An 18,320-nucleotide genomic window follows, 5' to 3' on the forward strand; every position below is an offset into this window, starting at 1 on the left:
AACTCCTCGCGCGGCGACGCCTCACGCGTCGTCCGGCTCCTCGTCGTCATAAGCCAATTCGGCGCCGGGCGCCGCGCCCTGCTCCGTCTCCTTGCCGCGCACGGCGACGATCTCCGCGCCGGGAAACCGCGCCAAAATGCTCGCGACGAGCGGATCGGCCTCGATCCCGGAGCGCTTCTCGCTCGCGCGGGCCTCGGCCTCCTCCCGCAGCGTCGGCGCGCCGCCAGAGGCGAGCGCCACCAGCCAGCGCGTCCCGGTCCAGTCCTGCAGCTTCTGCATCAAGAGCTGCGGAAGCCGCGTCGAGCCGCCCGGCGCCAGCTCGAACTCGATGCGCCCCTGCTCGAAGCGCACGAGGCGCACTTCCGATTCGAGCGCGATCTTCAATTGTATGTCGCGCTTCTCGCTCGCCAGGGCCACGAGGGCGCGGAAATCGGCGATTTTTACGCCCGGCGAGGGCGCGGAGGGCTCCGGCTCGCGGCGCGGCGCTGCGGAGGCGCGGGGCGCGCCGATAGACGGCGCGGCCCGGGGAACAGGCGCGAGCGCAACGGGAGGTCGCTCGGTGGGCGCAGCCGCCGGAGCCGCGCCCGGCGTGGGGCGGGGCGCCCCGCCCTGGCCGAAGCCGAGCTTGCGCAGCGCCTCCTCTGGCGAGGGCATTTCGGCGGCGTGAGTCAGGCGCACCAGCACCATATCGGCGCTGGCGAGAGGACGCGGCGAGCCGCGCAGCTCGTCGACGCCCTTCATCAGGATTTGCCAGGCGCGGGTCAGCACGGAGATGGACAGCGTCCCCGCCGCCGCGGCGCCGCGGCGGCGCTCCTCCTCGGTCAGCGCCGTGGATTGCCCGGCGTCCGGAGCGAGCTTCAGCCGCGTGACGAGATGGGTGAATTCGGCGAGCTCCAGCAGCACCTGCGCCGGGTCGGCGCCGCCGTCATATTGGTCCTGGAGCAGAGCGAGCGCCGTGGCGATCTCGCCCTTCATCGCCGCCTCGAAGAGATCGATGACGCGCGATTTATCGGCCACGCCGAGCATGAGGCGCAGATCCTGCGCGGCGATCGCGCCGCCGCCAGCGGCGCCATGGGCGATGGCCTGATCGAGCAGCGACAGCGCGTCGCGCGCCGAGCCTTCCGCGGCGCGGGCGACCATGGCCAGCGCCTCGTCCTCTATGGTCACGCCCTCGAGATCGCAGATCTTGCGCAAATGCGCCGCGAGCAGGCCAGCGTCTATGCGGCGCAGATCGAAGCGCTGGCAGCGCGAGCGCACGGTGACGGGAACCTTGTCGATCTCCGTCGTCGCGAAGATGAATTTCACATGCTCGGGCGGCTCTTCCAGCGTCTTCAGCAGGCCGTTGAAGGCGGCCTTGGAGAGCATATGCACTTCGTCGATGATGTAGACTTTGACGCGCGCCATCACCGGGCGATAGCGGGCGTTCTCGATGATCTCGCGAATGTCGTCGATGCCGGTGTGCGAGGCGGCGTCCATCTCCAGCACATCGGGGTGGCGCGAATCGATGATCGCCTGACAATGTGCGCCGAGCGCGTCCATATGAATGGTCGGCCGATCGACGCCGGGGCGGCCGTCCTGCGCGGGAAGCTCGTAATTGAAGGCGCGGGCGAGAATGCGGGCGGTCGTCGTCTTGCCGACGCCGCGCACGCCGGTCAGCAGATAGGCCTGATGGATGCGGTTCAGCTCGAAGGCGTTCTCGAGCGTGCGCACCATCGGCTCCTGGCCGATGAGATCGGCGAAGCCGGAGGGGCGATATTTGCGCGCCAGCACGCGATAGGCGGCGGAAGGCGCGCCGGCGGCTTGCGGATCGGGAAACATCGCGTCATCCATGGCGGAAGTCTAAAGGCTCGCGACCGCCTTATCCACCGCCATGCGGCGAAAATCTAGACGCTTCTCCCGTCGACGTGTGTCGACGCCAGCGCGCGCGGATCGACGCCGTCGAGGCAATTGACGTTGACCGCGACCATTTGCGCGCCATCCGGCGACACGCCCTGGGCGAAGGGCTCGATCCCGCAGATCTTGCAGAAGCGGTGAGCGATCATCTTCTTGTTGAAACGATATTCGCCGAGAGCATCCTCGCCCGAACTCAAGTGGAATTTTTCCGCGGGCGTAAAGCTCAAGACGGCGCCCAGTCGCTGACAACGGGAGCAATTGCATGTGATGGTGTGGTCGAGGTCCAGCGTCGCCTCGAATGTCACCGCCCGACATTGGCAGGAGCCGTGATACGACGCATCGCCCATGAGCAAAATTCTCCGCAAAACCAGAGTGGGAGGCTGGACAAAGACCCGCCCGGAACTCGTTAGGGCTGCTTCCTTCCGGACCTGACCCGGTTGGCGAGTGGAGCGTCCACCGCCAACCTCCCGCGCCCTATGTGGCAAAACTCGCGCGCCGGCGCAAGGGCGTCGAGGCGGGTAGGCTATTTCAGGCGATCGGTGAAGAAGCGAACGACCTGGCCACGGGCCGCGTCCGCCTTCGGATTGCCGTCTTCGAGGAAAAAGCCGTGGCCTTGGCCCGGAAAGGTGATGAGTTCCGCCTCGCCGCCGAGCGAGCGTGCAAAGTCGCGCAGCCGGATTCCTGTGCTCTGCTGGAATACATGGTCTTCACCGCCCCAGATCAGCAGGAGCGGCGGCATGGAGCGGACGCGTGGCTGAAAATTGATGGGAAAGTCGCCGTCGACGATGACAGCGGCGTCGATCTCAGGATTATTCGCACCGGCCGCCGTTGTCGGCATCGCGCCGAGCGACACGCCGAGCAATCCAATTTTCGTCCGATATTCGGCCCGCCGCCGCAAGGCGGCGACTGTCGCATGGATCGTCTCCGTCCAGGCGGCCATTCGATTCGAGTAATAGGCGATGCGATCCCGCGCCGATTTTGCACTCTCGAACGCCGCCGCGTCGCGGTCGGAAATATAATGGACGAAAAATACGTCGATCCCTTGCGCGTTGAGGTCGGCCGCTAGTCGAAGATAGGTGGGGGATCGGTACCCCTTGGAGCCGCTCGCCGCCAGTACCGCTGGACGTAGCGCGAAGCCCGCTGTCGTATGGCCGGTCACGGTGAACCGACCTTCGGAGGTTTCGAGCGTCAGTTCGGCTGCTCGTGGCGTCGATGTCATGAAAAATATCATCGCTGCGAAAGCGACGAATAGGCTCCAGACGGGCAAGACGATAAAGCTCCGAAACGAAACGGGACTGGCTGCTTTTAAAATATGCCCCGAATTTACGCGGGGCCACATCCATTCTATCGCCGCCTGGCTCCGAGTCGATTCGACGGCTCTGCCGACGCTTACTCCTTTGTCGCGTTCTCCCGCGCCTTGGCGGCCAATTGCTGGGTCTGCTCGCCGATGTCGGCGACGATCTTGCTGGTCGCCTCCGTGGCCGCTTTGGTCGCCTGCTCGCTCGCCGTCTGGGCGGAGACGAAGGCCTCTTTGGCGAGATTGGAATAGAGCTCGCCGACGCGCGAGGCGCGGGCGAAGAAATCGCCATAGGCGTTGCGGTAGAATTCCGACTGCAATTGCACGATGTCGTCGATCTTCTGCACGCGCAGCAGCTTCTCGAAATAGGCGCGGCCATTGTCGAGCGATTGCTTGGAATAATCGGTCGCCTCCGCCGCGATCGCGCGCAGGCTCTTGGCGGTCGAGCTGCTCGCCGTGTTGAAGGCGTCGAGCTGATATTTGCCGAGATCGCGAAACTCGTCGAAATTCAGATTGGCCATCGGACATCCTCCCGCCGGTCGCCGCACGTGGAAGGCGACCCCCTCCGACGCTACGCGCGCGACTTCGCTCGCGAGCGAGATTTTCGGGAATGAGCGCCCGGAGGGAAATAAGGGAAATCACTTAGTCGCACGCTCGCGCCCGCGCTCAGATCGTGAGCTGAGCGCCGAGCTCGACGACGCGATCGGTCGGGATGGAGAAGAAGTCGGTGGCGTTGGCCGATTGCTTGGTCAGGGCGACATAGAGCCTGTCCTGCCATGCCGGCATTTCCGAGGCCGGGCTCTCCTTGATCGAGCGCCGGCCGAGGAAGAAGGAGGTGGTCATAATGTCGTATTTGACGCCCGCCTTGCGCATGGCCGCGAGCGCCGCCGGCACGCGCGGACTTTCCATATAGCCGTAATGCAGCGTCGCGCGGGTGAAGTCGTGCGACAATTTCTCGATCTCGAAGCGCTTTTCCGGCGGCACGCGCGGCGTGTCCTCCGTGTTCACGCAAATGACCAGCACGCGCTCGTGCAGCACTTTATTGTGCTTGAGATTATGCAGCAGCGCAGTGGGCGCGACATTGGGGTCGCTGGTCAAAAAGATCGCCGTGCCGGGCACGCGCGTCGGCTTGGATTTCTCCAGCATGGCGATGAGATCGCAGATGGGGATCGAATCGCGATGCGTCTTCTCGGCGAGCAGCGCCGTGCCGCGCACCCAGGTCCACATCACCACCATGGAGCAGCCGCCGAGCAGCAGCGGAACCCAGCCGCCCTCGACCACTTTCATGAGATTGGCGGCGAGGAAGGCGAGATCGACGGTGAGAAAGGCGAGGATGAACAGCGCCGCCGCCCACAGCGGCCAGCGCCATTTGCGCCACACCACGATGAAGGCGAGCGCCGTCGTCGTCACCATCGTGCCGGTGACGGCGATGCCATAGGCGGAGGCGAGCGCGCTCGAGCTCTTGAACGCAGTGACCAGCACCAGCACGCCGATGAGCAGCAGCCGATTGACGCGGCCGATATAGATCTGCCCCTCCTGCGTCGCGGAGGTGTGGGTGATCTCGAGACGGGGCAGCAGGCCGAGCTGAATCGCCTGACGCACGATCGAGAAGGCGCCGGTGATGACCGCCTGGCTGGCGATGACGGTCGCCACCGTCGAGAGAATGACGAGCGGCAGCAGCGCCCATTCGGGGGCGAGCAGGAAGAAGGGATTCTCGATCGCCTTCGGATCGGCGAGGATCAGCGCGCCCTGGCCGAGATAATTGAGGAACAGCGACGGCAGCACGAAGAAAATCCAGGCGATCTGGATCGGCGCGCGGCCGAAATGGCCCATATCGGCGTAGAGCGCCTCGGCGCCGGTGACGACGAGGAAGACCGAGCCGAGCACGGCGAAGCCGATCCAGCCGTGATTCAGCAGGAAAACGAAGCCGCGGCGCGGATCGAAAGCGTGCAATACCTGCGGCGCGTCGCCGATATGTAAGGCGCCGAGCACGGCTATCACGACGAAGAAGACCGCCATCACCGGGCCGAACAGCGCCGCGACGCGGGCCGTGCCATGGCTCTGCCCCCAGAACAGCGAGACGAGAATCGCCACTGTGATGGGAAAGACGAATTCGCCGAATCGCGGATCGACGATCGCGAGGCCCTCGACCGCCGAGAGCACGGAGATCGCCGGGGTGATGATCGCGTCGCCCGAGAACAGCGCCGCGCCGGCGACGCCGAACAGGAAGACCGGCGTCGCACGCCGCCCCAGCGCATTTTGCGCCAGCGCCATCAGCGAGAGAATGCCGCCCTCGCCGCGATTGTCCGCGCGCATCAGGAAGAACACATATTTCGCCGTGACCGTGAAGATCAGCGCGAAAATGAGCAGCGAGATCGTCCCGATGACGACGTCCTCGCCGAGGCCGCCGGATTTGGCGTGGGCGAGCGACTCGCGCAGCGCGTAGAGCGGGCTGGTGCCGATATCGCCATAGACGACGCCGATGGAGCCGACGATGAGCGCCGCCATATTCGCCGGGCGCTCCGCATGGAGCGTCGGCTGCGTCGCCGCGGGCCCCTCCGTGTCGCTTCGAGTGGAAGAGCCCGCCGCGTCACGCGCCACATTGGGATCCATGGAAATTTCCTCGAAAGACACCGGATGCGCGGCGCGCCGATCGGTCCTCGCTACGCTCGGGCCCGACCGCGCCGGCGCGGCGATATACGCCTGTTCCAGATAGAAGAGAAGCCGTCGCCGGCCATTTCCGGGGAAATCGCGTCGCCATCGGGACTTGGAGCCGCATCGGGACTTGGAGCCGCGTCTCGTTCACCCGATCACTCTGCGCCCGCTGGCCACGCGGCCGCGGCGATGCTATGGCCGAGCCTCCGTCACATTGTCCCGGGCTCTCCCCGCGACGCGAGCGCGAGGCGATGATCGCGATTGTCCTCGGAGGCGCCGGCCTCCTCATCTGGCTCTACCTCCTCCTCGGCCATGGCGGCTTCTGGCGCCTCGCCGAGCATGACCGCCGTTTCGCCCCCGCGGGCGCCGCCGTTTCGCCGGGGACGCGCGTCGTCGCCGTCATTCCGGCGCGCGACGAGGCCGATGTCGCCGCGACAGGCCTGCGCTCGCTGTTTCGGCAGCAATTCTCCGGGCGGCTCGAGATCGTGCTCGTCGACGACGAGAGCTCCGACGGCACGGCGGAGGTCGCGCGCGCCTGCGCCAGCGAGGAAGGAGCGCAGGATCGGTTGACCGTGCTCCAGGGGCGACCGGAGCAGGGCTGGACCGGCAAGCTCGCGGCCATGGACCGCGGCTTTGCTCATGTGCTCTCCTGCGGGGTCTCGCCCGATTTCGTGCTGTTCTGCGACGCCGACATCGCCTTCGCCCCCGGCCTCGTCGAGCGGCTGGTCGCCGGCGCGGCGGCGCGGGGAACCGTGCTCTCCTCGCTGATGGTCGAGCTGCGCTGCGAGAGCCTCGCCGAGCGCTGGTTCGTTCCGGCCTTCGTCTTTTTCTTCCAGATGCTCTATCCCTTCTCGCGTGTGAATGATCCCAAAAGCCCGGTCGCGGCGGCGGCGGGCGGGGTGATGCTGGTCCGTCCCGCGGCGCTCGAGGAGGCCGGCGGCCTGCAGCAGATCCGCGGCGCGCTCATCGACGATTGCGCGCTCGGCAAGCTCATGAAGAAGCAGGGGCCGATCTGGCTCGGCCTCACCGACGACGCCTGGAGCTTGCGGCCCTATCCGCATTTGCGCGATATCGAGCAGATGGTGACCCGCTCCGCCTATGCGCAATTGGGCTATTCCCCCTGGCGGCTGGCGGGCGCGGTGGCCGGAATGGTCGTCGTCTATCTGGCGCCGCCGATCCTCGCCTTCACGGCGCCGGAGCCGGCCGCCTATCTCGCCCTCGTCGCCTATTTCCTGATGGCGCAGTCCTATATGCCGTCTCTGCGATTTTACGGACGCAATCGGCTCGGCGCCTTCGCCTTGCCCGCGGTCGCCGCCTGCTATACGTGGTTCACCATACTGTCCGCTTGGCGGCATGGACGCGGGCGCGGCGGCGCCTGGAAGGGTCGCTATCAGGCCCCCTGACACGAGCAGGCCCGTAGACATGAGGATGAGCGAGTTCACATGAGCGACATCGCCGCCGCCGGATCGGGGAAGGGGCATAAGGACGAGAATTTCCCCGTCGCCTCTCTCTTCGCGCCGCGACACCGCGCGGCCGTCCTGGCGTTTTACGATTTCGTGCGCGCGGCGGACGATATCTCCGACCACGTGACGCTCCCGGGCGAGCAGAAGATCGCCATGCTGGACCGCATGGAGGCGGCGCTGCTGGGCTCGGGCGAGGATATTCCCGTCGCGGCAAAGCTCCGCGCGGAACTCGCCGAGCGCGGCCTCGAGCCCCGCCATGCGCAGGATCTGCTCATCGCCTTCCGTCGCGACGTGACGCAATTGCGCTATCGCGATTGGGACGATCTCATCGATTACTGCCGCTATTCCGCCATGCCGGTCGGCCGCTTCGTGCTGGACGTTCATGGCGAGGATCGCGCGACGACCTGGGGGCCGAATGACGCGCTCTGCGCGGCGTTGCAGATCATCAATCACCTTCAGGACTGCGCGAAGGATTATCGCGGCCTCGACCGCGTCTATCTGCCGCAGGACGCGCTCGCCGCCAATGGCGCGAGCGTCGAGATGCTTTCCGCCGAGCGCGCCTCGCCGCAGCTCGCTGCGACTTTGCGCGTGCTGGCGGAGCGCACGCAGGAACTGCTGAGAGAGAGCGCGCCTTTCGCCGATCGCATCGCCGATACGCGGCTCGCCATGGAAGTGGGCGCGATCCAGCGCCTCGCCGAGACGCTGACGGCGCGCCTTCTCGTCGCCGATCCGTTGAGCGAGAAAGTTCACGCCGCCAAGGGCGTGTTCCTGCTCACCGCGCTCGCCGGGGCCGGAACGGTGCTGCTGCGCCGGCTGCTGTGGCCGCGCGCCGCCTCCGCCGCGAGCGCCGCGCGATGAGCATGGAGACAATCGCTCCCGAGGCGCCGCGGGTCGCCGCGAAAAGCTCCTTCTATCTCGCCATGCGCATTCTCGAGCCCGAGCGGCGCGACGCAATGTATGCGATCTATGGCTTCTGCCGCGCCGTCGACGATATCGCCGACGAGGAGGGCGACCGCGCCCTGCGCCTCTCGCAGCTCGATGATTGGCGGCGCGATCTCGACGCGCTCTACGCCGGCCGCACGCATCAGCGCTGCGCCGATCTGGCGCGGCCTGTGCGCCGCTTCGGCCTCGAGCGCGCCGATTTCGAGGCCGTCATCGACGGCATGGCGATGGATGTCGTCGAGGATATTCGCGCGCCGGAATGGGATCGGCTCGATCTCTATTGCGACCATGTCGCGAGCGCCGTGGGGCGGCTGTCGGTGCGCGTCTTCGGCCTCGCCGACGAGGCGGATTGCGCGGGCGGCGCGCTGCCGACCAAAGCGCGCATGCTCGCCTATCACATGGGCCGCGCCTTGCAGCTCACCAATATTCTGCGCGATCTCGACGAGGACGAGGCGCGCGGGCGCCTCTATCTGCCCCGCGAGGCGCTGGCGGCTGCCGGCGTCACGAATTTCGCGCGCGGCGCGGTGTTGGCGCATCCGGGCCTGCCGGATGTCTGCACGGCGGTGGCCGAGCGCGCGCGCAAGCATTATGCGGAATCGGAGCTTCTCATGCGCGTCTCGCCGCAGCGCGCGGTGAAGGCGCCTTATCTGATGGCGACGGCCTATCGCTCCGTTCTCGATCGTCTGGTGGCGCGCGGCTTTGCGCCGCCGCGCGAGCCGGTCTCCGCCTCGCGGACGAAAGTCCTGCTGGCCCTGCTCAGATTCGCGCTGACGTGACCGGAACCACGCATATTGTCGGCGCGGGTCTCGCCGGCCTCTCCTGCGCCATTCGCCTGACCGACGAGGGCCGCGGCGTCGCGCTCTATGAAGCCGCGCGCATGGCGGGCGGGCGGTGCCGCTCCTATTATGATTCCAGCCTCGATCTCACCATCGACAATGGCAATCATCTGCTGCTCTCCGGCAATTCCACGGCGCTGGATTACGCCCGTCGCATCGGCTCGGTCGGCGAGCTCGTCGGGCCGAAGGAGTGCGCCTTCGATTTTCTCGACACGCGCGACGGAACGCGCTGGCGCATGAGGCCCAATTCCTCGCGCCTGCCCTGGTGGATTTTCGTGCGCGATCGCCGCGTTCCCGGAACATCGCCCGGCGATTACCTCGGAGCGATCGGCATTCTCCTCGCCAAAAAAGGCGCGACGATCGGCGAGGCGATGAATTGCTCCGGCACGCTCTATGAGCGGCTGTGGGGCCCGGTGCTGCTCTCCGCGCTCAACACAGAGCCGCGCGACTCCTCCGCCGCGCTCGCCGCCGCCGTGCTGCGGGAGACGCTTGCCGCCGGCGGCGCCGCCTGCCGTCCGCTGGTCGCGCGGCGCGGGCTCGGGACCGCCTTCATCGAGCCGGCGCTGACGACGCTCGCCGCGCGCGGCGCCGCGCCACGCTTCGCCGCGCGGCTGAAGGGAATCGAGTTTGCGGGCGAGCGCGCCGTGGCGCTCGATTTCGGCGACGAGAAAATCGCGCTCGGCGAGAATGATCGGGTCGTGCTCGCCGTCCCGCCTTGGGCGGCGCAGGAGCTGCTTCCCGGTCTCGTGGCGCCGGATGATTTCCGCGGCATCATCAACGCGCATTTCAAGATCGCGCCGCCGCCCAGCCAGCCGGCGCTGCTCGGCATGATCGGCTCGCTCACCGAATGGCTGTTCGCTTTCGAGGACCGTCTCTCGGTGACGATCAGCGGCGCCGATCGGCTGATGGACGAGTCCCGCGAGAGCCTCGCCGAGCGCATCTGGGCCGAGGTCGCCGCCGCCACGGGCCTGCCCGCGGCGCTGCCGCAATGGCAGATCGTGAAGGAGAAACGCGCGACCTTCGCCGCGACGCCGGCGCAGCAAGAACGCCGACCCGGCGCGCAGACGAGCTGGCGCAATCTCCTGCTCGCCGGCGATTGGACGGCGACCGGCCTGCCGGCGACGATCGAAGGGGCGATAAGGTCGGGCTATCGCGCGGCGGAACTCGCGGGGCGCTCGTAACGCTCGGGCCGCCCCCTTCCCCAGCCCTCCCCCGCTTCGCGGGAGAGGGGGCGTTGCGCGCAATGAGGAAAATGGAGCCTCAATTCCTTCCAAAGGTCTCGTCGAAGGAATAGCCGGTGCCGCGCACGGTGCGAATCGGGTCTTTCTCGCGGCCGCGGATGATCGCCTTGCGCAGACGTCCGACATGCACGTCGACGGTGCGCTCGTCGATCTCCGCCGAGAGCCCCCACACGCTGTCCAGCAATTGCGCGCGCGAGAAGACGCGGCCGGGCTTCTCCATCAGATATTCGAGCAGGCGAAACTCCGTCGGCCCGAGATGAATCTCGCGCCCGCCGCGCTTCACGCGCCGCGTCTCGCGGTCGAGGTCTATGTCGCCGGCGACGAGGCGCGTCGCCACGCGCTCCGGCCGCGCACGGCGCAGCAGCGCATGCACGCGCGCCATCAGTTCCGGCGTCGAGAAGGGTTTCACCACATAATCGTCGGCGCCGACGGAGAGTCCGCGCACCCGCTCATTCTCGTCGCCGCGCGCGGTCAGCATTATGATCGGCATGGTGCGCGTGTCGTCGCGGGCGCGCAGCCGCCGGCAGATTTCCAGCCCCGAGACGCCGGGCAGCATCCAGTCGAGAATAACGAGGTCGGGAACCGATTCGGCGAGGCGGATCTCCGCCTCGTCGCCGCGCTCCACATGCTCGACCTGGAAGCCTTCGGATTCGAGATTATAAGCGAGAAGCAACGCGAGCGCCGCCTCGTCCTCGACAACGAGAATGCGCGGCGCGCGGTCGTGCGGCGTGTCGCGCGGCGTTGCGACGCGTATTTCGTTCATTGCGAGGGCTCATCCGTTTCCGCGCTGGCGCCGACGACCGACGACTTTCCCTTCGGACGGTCGGTCGGCATCGCCTCGCCAGTGACGAGATAGACGATCGTCTCGGCGACATTGGTGGTGTGATCGCCGATGCGCTCGATATTCTTGGAGCAGAACAGAAGATGCGTGCAGAAGGAGATGTTGCGCGGGTCTTCCATCATGAAGGTGAGGAGATCGCGGAACACAGAATCTTCGAGAGCGTCGAGCTCGCTGTCGTTGGTCCAGACGGCGCGGGCGCGCTCCACATCGCGCTGGGCGTAGGCGTCCAGCACGTCCTTCAATTGCATGGCGGCCACTTCCGCCATCGTCTTGAGGCCGATGACGGCGCGCGGCACGCGCGCCTCCGAGAGGATCTTCACCGTGCGCTTGGCGATGCTCTTGGCGAGATCGCCGACGCGCTCGAGATCGGCGGCGATGCGCATCGCCGCTATGCATTCGCGCAGATCGATGGCGAGCGGCTGGCGCCGCGCGATGGTGAGGATGGCGTTCTCCTCTATCTCCCGCTGCAGCGCGTCGAGGCGCTGATCGGTGGCGACGACGCGATGGGCGAGCTCTATGTCGAAATTGGCGAGCGCATCCATGGCTTCGGCGAGCATTTTCTCCGCGATGCCCCCCATCTCGGCGATTCTGCGGCCGAGCACCTCGAGGTCGCGGTCATAGGAGCTGACGATATGTTCGCTCATGTCTCATATTCCTCGTGCGCGTATCGCGCTCAGCCGAAGCGGCCGGTGATATAGTCCTGCGTCTTTTTGTTCTGCGGCGCGGTGAACAGATTGTTCGTCTCGCCGAATTCGACGAGATCGCCGAGATACATGAAGGCGGTGAAATCGGAGACGCGGGCCGCCTGCTGCATATTGTGGGTGACGATGGCGATCGTGTAGCGCTCCGACAATTCGTCGATGAGCTCCTCGATCTTCGCCGTCGAGATCGGGTCCAGCGCCGAGCAGGGCTCGTCGAACAGGATCACATCCGGCTGAATGGCGACGGTGCGGGCGATGCACAGGCGCTGCTGCTGGCCGCCCGAGAGGCCGAGGCCGCTCGAATTCAGCTTGTCGCGCACTTCGTCCCACAGCGCCGCGCCACGCAGCGCCGCCTCGACGCGGCCGTCGAGCTCGCTGCGCGACAGCTTCTCGTAGAGGCGAATGCCGAAGGCGATATTGTCGTAGATCGACATGGGGAAGGGCGTCGGCTTCTGGAACACCATGCCGACGCGCGAGCGCAGCAGGTTGAGGTCGATGCGCGGGTCCAGAATATTCTCGCCGTCGAGCAGCACCTCGCCCTCGGCGCGCTGCCGCGGATAGAGGTCGTACATGCGGTTCAATATGCGCAGCAGAGTCGATTTGCCGCAGCCGGACGGGCCGATGAAGGCCGTCACCTTATTGGTGTACAGCGGCAGCGAGATCGATTTCAGCGCGCGCGTCTGGCCGTAATAGAAGTCCAGATCGCGAACCGAGACCTTGGTTGGAATGGTGGCTTCGACAACCGGCATGGCGGTCATTGTTGTTTTCCCTGGCTGCTGAGCGCACGCGCGGTGATGGAGAGCAGAAGGACGGCGAGGGTGACGAGCAGAGCGCCGGTCCAGGCGAGCTGCTGCCAGTCCTTGTAGGGCGAGAGCGCGAATTGGAAGATGACGACGGGCAGGCTGGAGACCGGCGCGTTGAGGTCCGTGCTCCAGAACTGATTGTTGAGCGAGGTGAAGAGCAGCGGCGCCGTCTCGCCGGAGACGCGCGCTATGGCCAGCAGCACGCCGGTGATGATGCCCGATTTCGCCGCGCGATAGGCGACGCGCAGCAGCATATGCGAGCGCGGCAGGCCGAGCGCCGCCGCCGCCTCGCGCAGCGGGCTCGGCACCAGCAGCAGCATGTCCTCCGTGGTGCGCACCACGACGGGCACCACCAGCACGGCGAGCGCCAGGGCGCCGGCTATGCCGGAGAAATGCCCGACCCGCGCCACCACCACAGTATAGACGAAGAGTCCGACGACGATGGACGGCGCACTGAGCAGAATGTCGTTGATGAAGCGCACGACCATGCTGAGCTTCGAATAGCGGCCATATTCGGCCATATAGGTGCCGGCGAGCATTCCGAGCGGCGTGCCGAGCAGCACGCCGATCGTCGTCATCACCAGAGAACCGGCGATGGCGTTGAGCAGGCCGCCGGTGGCGCCGGGGGGCGGCGTCATCTCGGTGAAGACGGCCGGCGTGAGGCCGCGCGCGCCCTCATAGATCAGCGCGCCGAGGATCAGCACCAGCCAGGCGAGGCCGAAGACCGTGCCGGTCCAGCACAGCGTCGTGGCGAGCGCGTTGGTGCGGCGGCGGGAGGCGGAGATGGACAAGGGTCAGGCTCCCGATTTCTGCTCGATGCGCATCAGCATGAAGCGCGCCGCCGCCAGCACGAAGAAGGTGATGACGAAGAGGATGAGGCCGAGCTCGATCAGCGCGGAGGTGTAGAGGTCGCCGACCGCCTCGGTGAATTCATTGGCGATCGTCGCCGAGATCGTCGTGCCCGGCGCGAGCAGCGAGCTCGACACTTTATGCGCGTTGCCGATGACGAAGGTGACGGCCATCGTCTCGCCGAGCGCGCGGCCGAGGCCGAGCATCACGCCGCCGATGACGCCGACGCGCGTATAGGGGATCACGACATAGCGCATGACTTCCCAGGTCGTGCAGCCTATGCCCGAGGCCGCCTCCTTCAGCATCGGCGGCACGGTGTCGAACACGTCCCGCGAGATGGAGGTGATGAAGGGCAGCACCATGATGGCGAGGATGAAGCCCGCCGTCAGCATGCCGATGCCATAGGGCGGGCCGGCGAACAGGCTCGACAGCACCGGAATGTCGCCGGTGAAGGAGATCAGCGCCGGCTGCACATGCTGCTGCAGGAAGGGGGCGAGCACGAACAGGCCCCAGATGCCGTAGATGATCGACGGAATGCCGGCGAGCAGCTCTATGGCGACGCCGATCGGCCGGCGCAGCGCATGGGGGCAGAGCTCGGTGAGGAAGATGGCGATGCCGAGCCCGAGCGGCACGGCGATGACCATGGCGATGGCCGAGGTCACCAGAGTTCCGTAGATGGGCGCGACCGCGCCGAATTTCTCGGTGACCGGATTCCAGGATTCCGTCGTCAGAAAGCCGAGGCCGAAGGCCTGGATGGCCGGCAGAGAGCCATAGATCAGCGAGAAGATCACGCCGCCGAGGATGAGCAGGACGAGCACCGCCGCGGCGCGGGTCAGATTGTGGAAGAAGAAGTCGAACAGGGCCATGCGGCCGAGAACTTTCCCGCGGTCGACTTCGGCGGCGCGGGGCGGCGCTTCTACGATTGCTAGGTCCGACACGCTATTGTCTCTCGTTTGGCGGGTGAAGCCGGCTTCCATCGCGCGCTCCCGAAGGCGGATTTTTCATGTGAGGTCATAGCGCAGGTCTTTGGTGAACTCACTGCGCCGGGAGGCGCCGCGTCGAAAGGAAGCGGGGGGAGTTCGTCCTCGGGTGGGTCGTTGCGCGCCATTCCGCCACCTGTGGCTCTCGTGCGTCTGGCGTCGAGGGGCGCCGGCGAAATATTCCGTCAGGAATTTCGCCGGCGCGTATCGACGATGCGCTCAGTTGTTCGACGCCAGCGGCTTGCCGCTCGCGTCTTTGACATTGGCGGTCCAGCTCTTCTTGATCAGAGCCACGACATTGGCCGGCAGCGGGATATAGTCGAGCTCCTCGGCCGCCTTATTGCCCTTGGCGAAGGCCCAGCCGAAGAATTTCAGCGCCTCGGCCGCAGCCGCCGTGTCCTGCGGCGCCTTGGGCAGCAGGATGAAGGTGGCGGCGGTGATCGGCCAGGACTGCGCGCCCGGCTGGTCGGTGAGAATCTGGTAGAAGCCCGGCGCATTGGCCCAATCGGCGTTGGAGGCCGCGGCCTGGAAGGTCGGCGTCGTCGGAGCGACGGTCTTGCCGTCCTTGTTGACGAGCTTGGTGTAGGTCAGCTTGTTCTGCTTGGCGTAGGCGTATTCGACATAGCCGATCGCGCCCTTGGTGTTGGCGACATTGTTGGCGACGCCTTCATTGCCCTTGGCGCCGATGCCGACCGGCCATTCGACCGAGGCGTTCTCGCCGACCTTGGACTTCCAGTCCGGGCTGACCTTGGACAGATAATTGGTGAAGTTGAAGGTCGTGCCCGATCCGTCCGAGCGATGCACGACGGCGATCGCGGCCGACGGCAGCTTGGCCTTCGGGTTCAGCTTCTTGATCGCGGCGTCGTCCCAGCTCTTGATCTCGCCGAGGAAGATGGCGCCGAGCGTCTTGCCGTCGAGGACGAGATCGCCGGAGGCGACGCCGTCCAGATTGATCACCGGCACGATGCCGCCGATCACCTGCGGCCATTGGGTGAGGCCGGCGGCCTCGAGCTCCTCGGCCTTCAACGGCTGGTCGGAGGCGCCGAAGGTCACGGTGCGGGCCTTGATCTGCTTGATGCCGCCGCCCGAGCCGATCGACTGATAATTGAGGCCGGCTCCCGTCTCCTTCTTATAGCTGTCCGCCCATTTGGCGTAGATCGGATAGGGGAAGGTGGCGCCGGCGCCGGAGATGTCGATCGCGAAGGCGGCTCCGGCCGTCGCCACGGCCAGGCTCGTCGCCAGTGCGACACGATGAAGAACTTTGGAGAGCATGTTCGGTCTCTTTCGAACTCGAGGTTCACTGTGTCGGCGCGCGTCCAGCGCCCCAGCGGTGGGCACACTAGAGGCCCACGGCGAGGGTTTTACGACTGTCTAATGACTGTCATATGACAGTTTATCTATTTGAATATATTTACTTAATTCGTCTTTTCGTCAGGCGTTTTCGGCTTTTTCCGGGTCGATCAGTGGCAGAAACACCCGGAATGTGGCGCCCTTGGCTGGCGCAGAATCTATGGCGAGCCGGCCGCGATGGCGAGCCACGATATGCTTGACGATGGCCAATCCGAGCCCGGTGCCGCCCTTGGCGCGGCTCTTGCCCGCGTCGACGCGATAGAAGCGCTCGGTGAGGCGGGGCAAATGCTCCGGCGCGATGCCGGGGCCGTGATCGCGCACCGAGAAGACGGCGGAGGCGCCGAGCGGGGAGAGAGATATCTCGACCGGCCCGGCCCCGTATTTGATCGCGTTCTCGATGAGATTTTCGGCGACGCGGGCGAGCTCGTCGCGATCGCCCGGCACGACGACCTGCCCGACGATGTCGAGCTTCAGCTCTATGCCGCCATCCTCCGCCATGGGCGCGAGCGTGTCGACGATATGGGCGACGAGAATGCCGAGATCGACCGGCGTGTCCGGGCGCAGATGGAGATGCTGCTCTATGCGCGACAGGGACAAAAGGTCGTCGACGAGCCGCGACATGCGCTGCGCCTGATCGCGCATGATGGAGAGGAAGCGGTCGCGCGCCTTCTCATCGTCGCGGGCCGGGCCCTGCAGCGTCTCCACGAAGCCGAGCAGCGAAGCGAGCGGCGTGCGCAATTCATGGCTGGCGTTGGCGACGAAATCGACGCGCATACGCTCGACGCGGCGCGATTCGGTCAGGTCGCGCAGGCTCACCACGGCGGCGTTCTCATAGCCTTCGAGGCGCAGCGGCGCGATATGCACCTCGAACCAACATTCCACCGGCAGGCGCTCGAGCCAGATGACCTTCTCCGGCTGGCCGCCGCGCAGCACGCGGTCCAGCGCGTCGAGCACGTCGGGCGAGCGCAGGCTGCGCGCCAGCGGGTCGTTGGGGCGCAAGGACGGCAATACGGAGCGCGCGGCGCGATTGGCGGCGACGATGCGCGCCTCCGAGTCGATGACGAACACCGCCTCCGGCAGAGCGTCGATGACGAGGCCGAGCAGAGCTTCGCCCTGATAGCGTCTGCGTAGATCGGGCATGGTCCCTCGGTCGGATTAATCGCGACCGAAAGCGAGCCTGATGGCTCGCGGTCCGGAGCGCGCATTGGACCGCGAGCCTTCAGGCTCGCATCGGAAGCGAGCGGCTGGAAGGCGGATCATTCTCTCGCCTCCAATATACGCGCGATCGTCTCGCGCAGGCTGTTCCAGCGCCGCGAGCCCTCGTCGGCGCCAAGAAGCGCGAGCGCGAGTATGAAGGGCAGGAAATAATAGATGACGCGGAACAGCAGCAGCGAGGCGAGCAGGCTCTCCTGCGAATGCGACGGCAGCGCGTTCAGCATCGTCGCCTCGAACACGCCTATGCCGCCCGGCGCATGGCTGATGACGCCGAGAATGCAGGCGAAGACATAGACCGAGACGAAAGTCGCGAAGTCGAGATTCACATCCTGCGGCAGCAGCGCATAGAGCGCGGCGGCCGCGCAGCACAGATCGGCGACGCCGAGCAACGTCTGGCCGACGGTGGGCGCGAGCCCCGGCAGCTCGAAGAAATGCCCGCGCAGCCGCACCCGACGGCGGCGCAGCGACACCCAGACGACATAATAGCCGACGCCGGCGCAGATCATGAGGCCGAGCACGAAATTGGCGAAGGCCGGCAGTTTGTCGATCGCGCCGATCTCGCTGGCGCGCGCCATGAGGCCGACGCCCACGACGGAGGTCATGCCGAGCCAGAAGGTCACGCCCGCGATGACGGTGATATTGGCGACCTGCACGGCGGTCACGCCGACGCGCGCGTAGATCCAATAGCGGACCGCCGCGGCGGTGACGACGGGAAAGCCGAGATTGAAAGAGAAGGCGTAGCTCGCGAAAGAGGCGAGCGCGGCGACGCGGTAGCGCACACGCAGCCGCAATTGGCGCAGCGCCAGCGCGTCATAGCCGGTGAGCGCGACATAGGAGAGCGCGGTGAGCAGCAAAGCGGCGAAAATCTGCTCGGCGCTCATCGCCGCTATGGCGGCGCGGACGTCGGAGAATTTGACGCTCGAGATCGCGCTCGCCAGAGCAAAGCCCGCCAGCGCGAAGACGGCGAGGCTGGCGATTCCGCCGAGCGCCTTGCCGAGGTTGGGCGCGATATAGCGCCGCGCTGTCGCCAGCAGGTCGAGACCGGCGGCGCCCTGATCGGGATTCGGCTTCTCCTCGGCGGGCGCGGCGACGCCCGTCTCGTCGAGATCGCTGTCTGGCCGCTTCAATTTCTCTTTTTCCTCGAGGCGTCTTCGAATATGCGCGGAATATGCCTCTTCGATACGACGTCGGGCGGCGGAATTCAAAGGCGACCGACGGGCCTCGCGGCGTCCGTTCATAGGATTTTCGATCCCT

The 18,320-nt window shown here is 66.4% G+C and carries 17 protein-coding genes and 1 other RNA gene; 4 read left to right on the forward strand and 14 right to left on the reverse strand.

Annotated features, from left to right (window positions below):
* Positions 1 to 21: 21 nt before the first annotated feature.
* The 6 genes from IY145_RS07815 to IY145_RS07840 form a co-directional block, all read right to left on the reverse strand.
* Positions 22 to 1,830, reverse strand: coding sequence for a DNA polymerase III subunit gamma/tau (locus IY145_RS07815; protein WP_196407693.1), 1,809 nt, complete (start codon positions 1,828 to 1,830; stop codon positions 22 to 24).
* 53 nt (positions 1,831 to 1,883) lie between these two features.
* Positions 1,884 to 2,240: a GFA family protein gene (locus IY145_RS07820; RefSeq protein WP_196407694.1), complete on the reverse strand. Its 357-nt coding sequence runs from the start codon at positions 2,238 to 2,240 to the stop codon at positions 1,884 to 1,886.
* Between the two features lie 24 nt (positions 2,241 to 2,264).
* An RNA gene (gene ffs / locus IY145_RS07825) (signal recognition particle sRNA small type) lies at positions 2,265 to 2,362 on the reverse strand.
* 54 nt (positions 2,363 to 2,416) lie between these two features.
* Positions 2,417 to 3,112: a dienelactone hydrolase family protein gene (locus IY145_RS07830; RefSeq protein WP_196407695.1), complete on the reverse strand. Its 696-nt coding sequence runs from the start codon at positions 3,110 to 3,112 to the stop codon at positions 2,417 to 2,419.
* A 170-nt stretch (positions 3,113 to 3,282) separates the two neighbouring features.
* Positions 3,283 to 3,711 (reverse strand): phasin family protein, encoded by a 429-nt coding sequence (locus tag IY145_RS07835; RefSeq protein WP_196407696.1) that lies wholly within the window; start codon positions 3,709 to 3,711, stop codon positions 3,283 to 3,285.
* A gap of 145 nt (positions 3,712 to 3,856) precedes the next feature.
* Positions 3,857 to 5,803, reverse strand: a complete 1,947-nt coding sequence (locus tag IY145_RS07840) for a potassium transporter Kup (protein WP_210332635.1) — start codon at positions 5,801 to 5,803, stop codon at positions 3,857 to 3,859.
* Between the two features lie 293 nt (positions 5,804 to 6,096).
* Here IY145_RS07840 and IY145_RS07845 point away from each other — a divergent pair, with 293 nt between their 5' ends.
* The 4 genes from IY145_RS07845 to hpnE are packed head-to-tail and all read left to right on the forward strand — an operon-like array spanning position 6,097 to position 10,267.
* Positions 6,097 to 7,248, forward strand: coding sequence for a glycosyltransferase (locus tag IY145_RS07845; protein ID WP_196407698.1), 1,152 nt, complete (start codon positions 6,097 to 6,099; stop codon positions 7,246 to 7,248).
* A 39-nt stretch (positions 7,249 to 7,287) separates the two neighbouring features.
* Complete coding sequence (hpnC, locus tag IY145_RS07850) at positions 7,288 to 8,166, forward strand: squalene synthase HpnC (protein ID WP_196407699.1); 879 nt, start codon at positions 7,288 to 7,290, stop codon at positions 8,164 to 8,166.
* Entirely contained in the window at positions 8,163 to 9,026 is an 864-nt protein-coding gene (gene hpnD, locus IY145_RS07855) for a presqualene diphosphate synthase HpnD (protein WP_196407700.1), read from the forward strand. The genes hpnC and hpnD overlap by 4 nt, the downstream gene beginning before the upstream one ends.
* On the forward strand, positions 9,023 to 10,267 hold the full coding sequence (hpnE, locus tag IY145_RS07860) for a hydroxysqualene dehydroxylase HpnE (protein ID WP_196407701.1): 1,245 nt from the start codon (positions 9,023 to 9,025) through the stop codon (positions 10,265 to 10,267). The genes hpnD and hpnE overlap by 4 nt, the downstream gene beginning before the upstream one ends.
* Before the next feature lie 79 nt (positions 10,268 to 10,346).
* Here hpnE and phoB read toward each other — a convergent pair whose 3' ends face one another.
* From phoB to IY145_RS07900, 8 genes are all read right to left on the reverse strand, one after another.
* On the reverse strand, positions 10,347 to 11,090 hold the full coding sequence (gene phoB / locus IY145_RS07865) for a phosphate regulon transcriptional regulator PhoB (protein ID WP_196407702.1): 744 nt from the start codon (positions 11,088 to 11,090) through the stop codon (positions 10,347 to 10,349).
* The gene (gene phoU / locus IY145_RS07870; RefSeq protein ID WP_196407703.1) at positions 11,087 to 11,812 is read right to left on the reverse strand and encodes a phosphate signaling complex protein PhoU; all 726 of its coding nucleotides are present in this window, start codon (positions 11,810 to 11,812) and stop codon (positions 11,087 to 11,089) included. Before phoU ends, phoB begins: the two co-directional genes overlap by 4 nt.
* A 29-nt stretch (positions 11,813 to 11,841) precedes the next feature.
* Positions 11,842 to 12,627: a phosphate ABC transporter ATP-binding protein PstB gene (gene pstB / locus IY145_RS07875; RefSeq protein ID WP_196407704.1), complete on the reverse strand. Its 786-nt coding sequence runs from the start codon at positions 12,625 to 12,627 to the stop codon at positions 11,842 to 11,844.
* The gene (gene pstA, locus IY145_RS07880) at positions 12,624 to 13,463 is read right to left on the reverse strand and encodes a phosphate ABC transporter permease PstA (RefSeq protein ID WP_196407705.1); all 840 of its coding nucleotides are present in this window, start codon (positions 13,461 to 13,463) and stop codon (positions 12,624 to 12,626) included. Before pstA ends, pstB begins: the two co-directional genes overlap by 4 nt.
* A gap of 3 nt (positions 13,464 to 13,466) precedes the next feature.
* Complete coding sequence (gene pstC, locus IY145_RS07885) at positions 13,467 to 14,498, reverse strand: phosphate ABC transporter permease subunit PstC (protein WP_210332636.1); 1,032 nt, start codon at positions 14,496 to 14,498, stop codon at positions 13,467 to 13,469.
* Between the two features lie 222 nt (positions 14,499 to 14,720).
* Positions 14,721 to 15,773 carry a phosphate ABC transporter substrate-binding protein PstS gene (pstS, locus tag IY145_RS07890; RefSeq protein WP_196407707.1) on the reverse strand — a complete coding sequence of 351 codons (1,053 nt, stop codon included), beginning with the start codon at positions 15,771 to 15,773 and terminating at the stop codon, positions 14,721 to 14,723.
* 159 nt (positions 15,774 to 15,932) lie between these two features.
* Entirely contained in the window at positions 15,933 to 16,991 is a 1,059-nt protein-coding gene (locus IY145_RS07895) for an ATP-binding protein (RefSeq protein WP_196407708.1), read from the reverse strand.
* Between the two features lie 116 nt (positions 16,992 to 17,107).
* Positions 17,108 to 18,304, reverse strand: coding sequence for a lysylphosphatidylglycerol synthase domain-containing protein (locus IY145_RS07900; protein WP_196407709.1), 1,197 nt, complete (start codon positions 18,302 to 18,304; stop codon positions 17,108 to 17,110).
* Between the last annotated feature and the right edge of the window lie 16 nt (positions 18,305 to 18,320).

The organism is Methylosinus sp. H3A, from assembly GCF_015709455.1.
Classification (GTDB): domain Bacteria; phylum Pseudomonadota; class Alphaproteobacteria; order Rhizobiales; family Beijerinckiaceae; genus Methylosinus.

Excerpts from the sequence above, each read along its gene's own strand:
- IY145_RS07845 (WP_196407698.1), top strand. The coding sequence starts at position 6,097 with ATGATCGCGATTGTCCTCGGAGGCGCCGGCCTCCTCATCTGGCTCTAC.
- pstB (WP_196407704.1), bottom strand. The coding sequence starts at position 12,627 with ATGACCGCCATGCCGGTTGTCGAAGCCACCATTCCAACCAAGGTCTCG.
- IY145_RS07820 (WP_196407694.1), bottom strand. The coding sequence starts at position 2,240 with ATGGGCGATGCGTCGTATCACGGCTCCTGCCAATGTCGGGCGGTGACA.
- phoB (WP_196407702.1), bottom strand. The coding sequence starts at position 11,090 with ATGAACGAAATACGCGTCGCAACGCCGCGCGACACGCCGCACGACCGC.
- phoU (WP_196407703.1), bottom strand. The coding sequence starts at position 11,812 with ATGAGCGAACATATCGTCAGCTCCTATGACCGCGACCTCGAGGTGCTC.
- pstS (WP_196407707.1), bottom strand. The coding sequence starts at position 15,773 with ATGCTCTCCAAAGTTCTTCATCGTGTCGCACTGGCGACGAGCCTGGCC.
- IY145_RS07895 (WP_196407708.1), bottom strand. The coding sequence starts at position 16,991 with ATGCCCGATCTACGCAGACGCTATCAGGGCGAAGCTCTGCTCGGCCTC.
- pstC (WP_210332636.1), bottom strand. The coding sequence starts at position 14,498 with ATGGAAGCCGGCTTCACCCGCCAAACGAGAGACAATAGCGTGTCGGAC.
- hpnC (WP_196407699.1), top strand. The coding sequence starts at position 7,288 with ATGAGCGACATCGCCGCCGCCGGATCGGGGAAGGGGCATAAGGACGAG.
- IY145_RS07840 (WP_210332635.1), bottom strand. The coding sequence starts at position 5,803 with ATGGATCCCAATGTGGCGCGTGACGCGGCGGGCTCTTCCACTCGAAGC.
- IY145_RS07835 (WP_196407696.1), bottom strand. The coding sequence starts at position 3,711 with ATGGCCAATCTGAATTTCGACGAGTTTCGCGATCTCGGCAAATATCAG.
- IY145_RS07815 (WP_196407693.1), bottom strand. The coding sequence starts at position 1,830 with ATGGATGACGCGATGTTTCCCGATCCGCAAGCCGCCGGCGCGCCTTCC.
- IY145_RS07900 (WP_196407709.1), bottom strand. The coding sequence starts at position 18,304 with ATGAACGGACGCCGCGAGGCCCGTCGGTCGCCTTTGAATTCCGCCGCC.
- hpnD (WP_196407700.1), top strand. The coding sequence starts at position 8,163 with ATGAGCATGGAGACAATCGCTCCCGAGGCGCCGCGGGTCGCCGCGAAA.
- IY145_RS07830 (WP_196407695.1), bottom strand. The coding sequence starts at position 3,112 with ATGACATCGACGCCACGAGCAGCCGAACTGACGCTCGAAACCTCCGAA.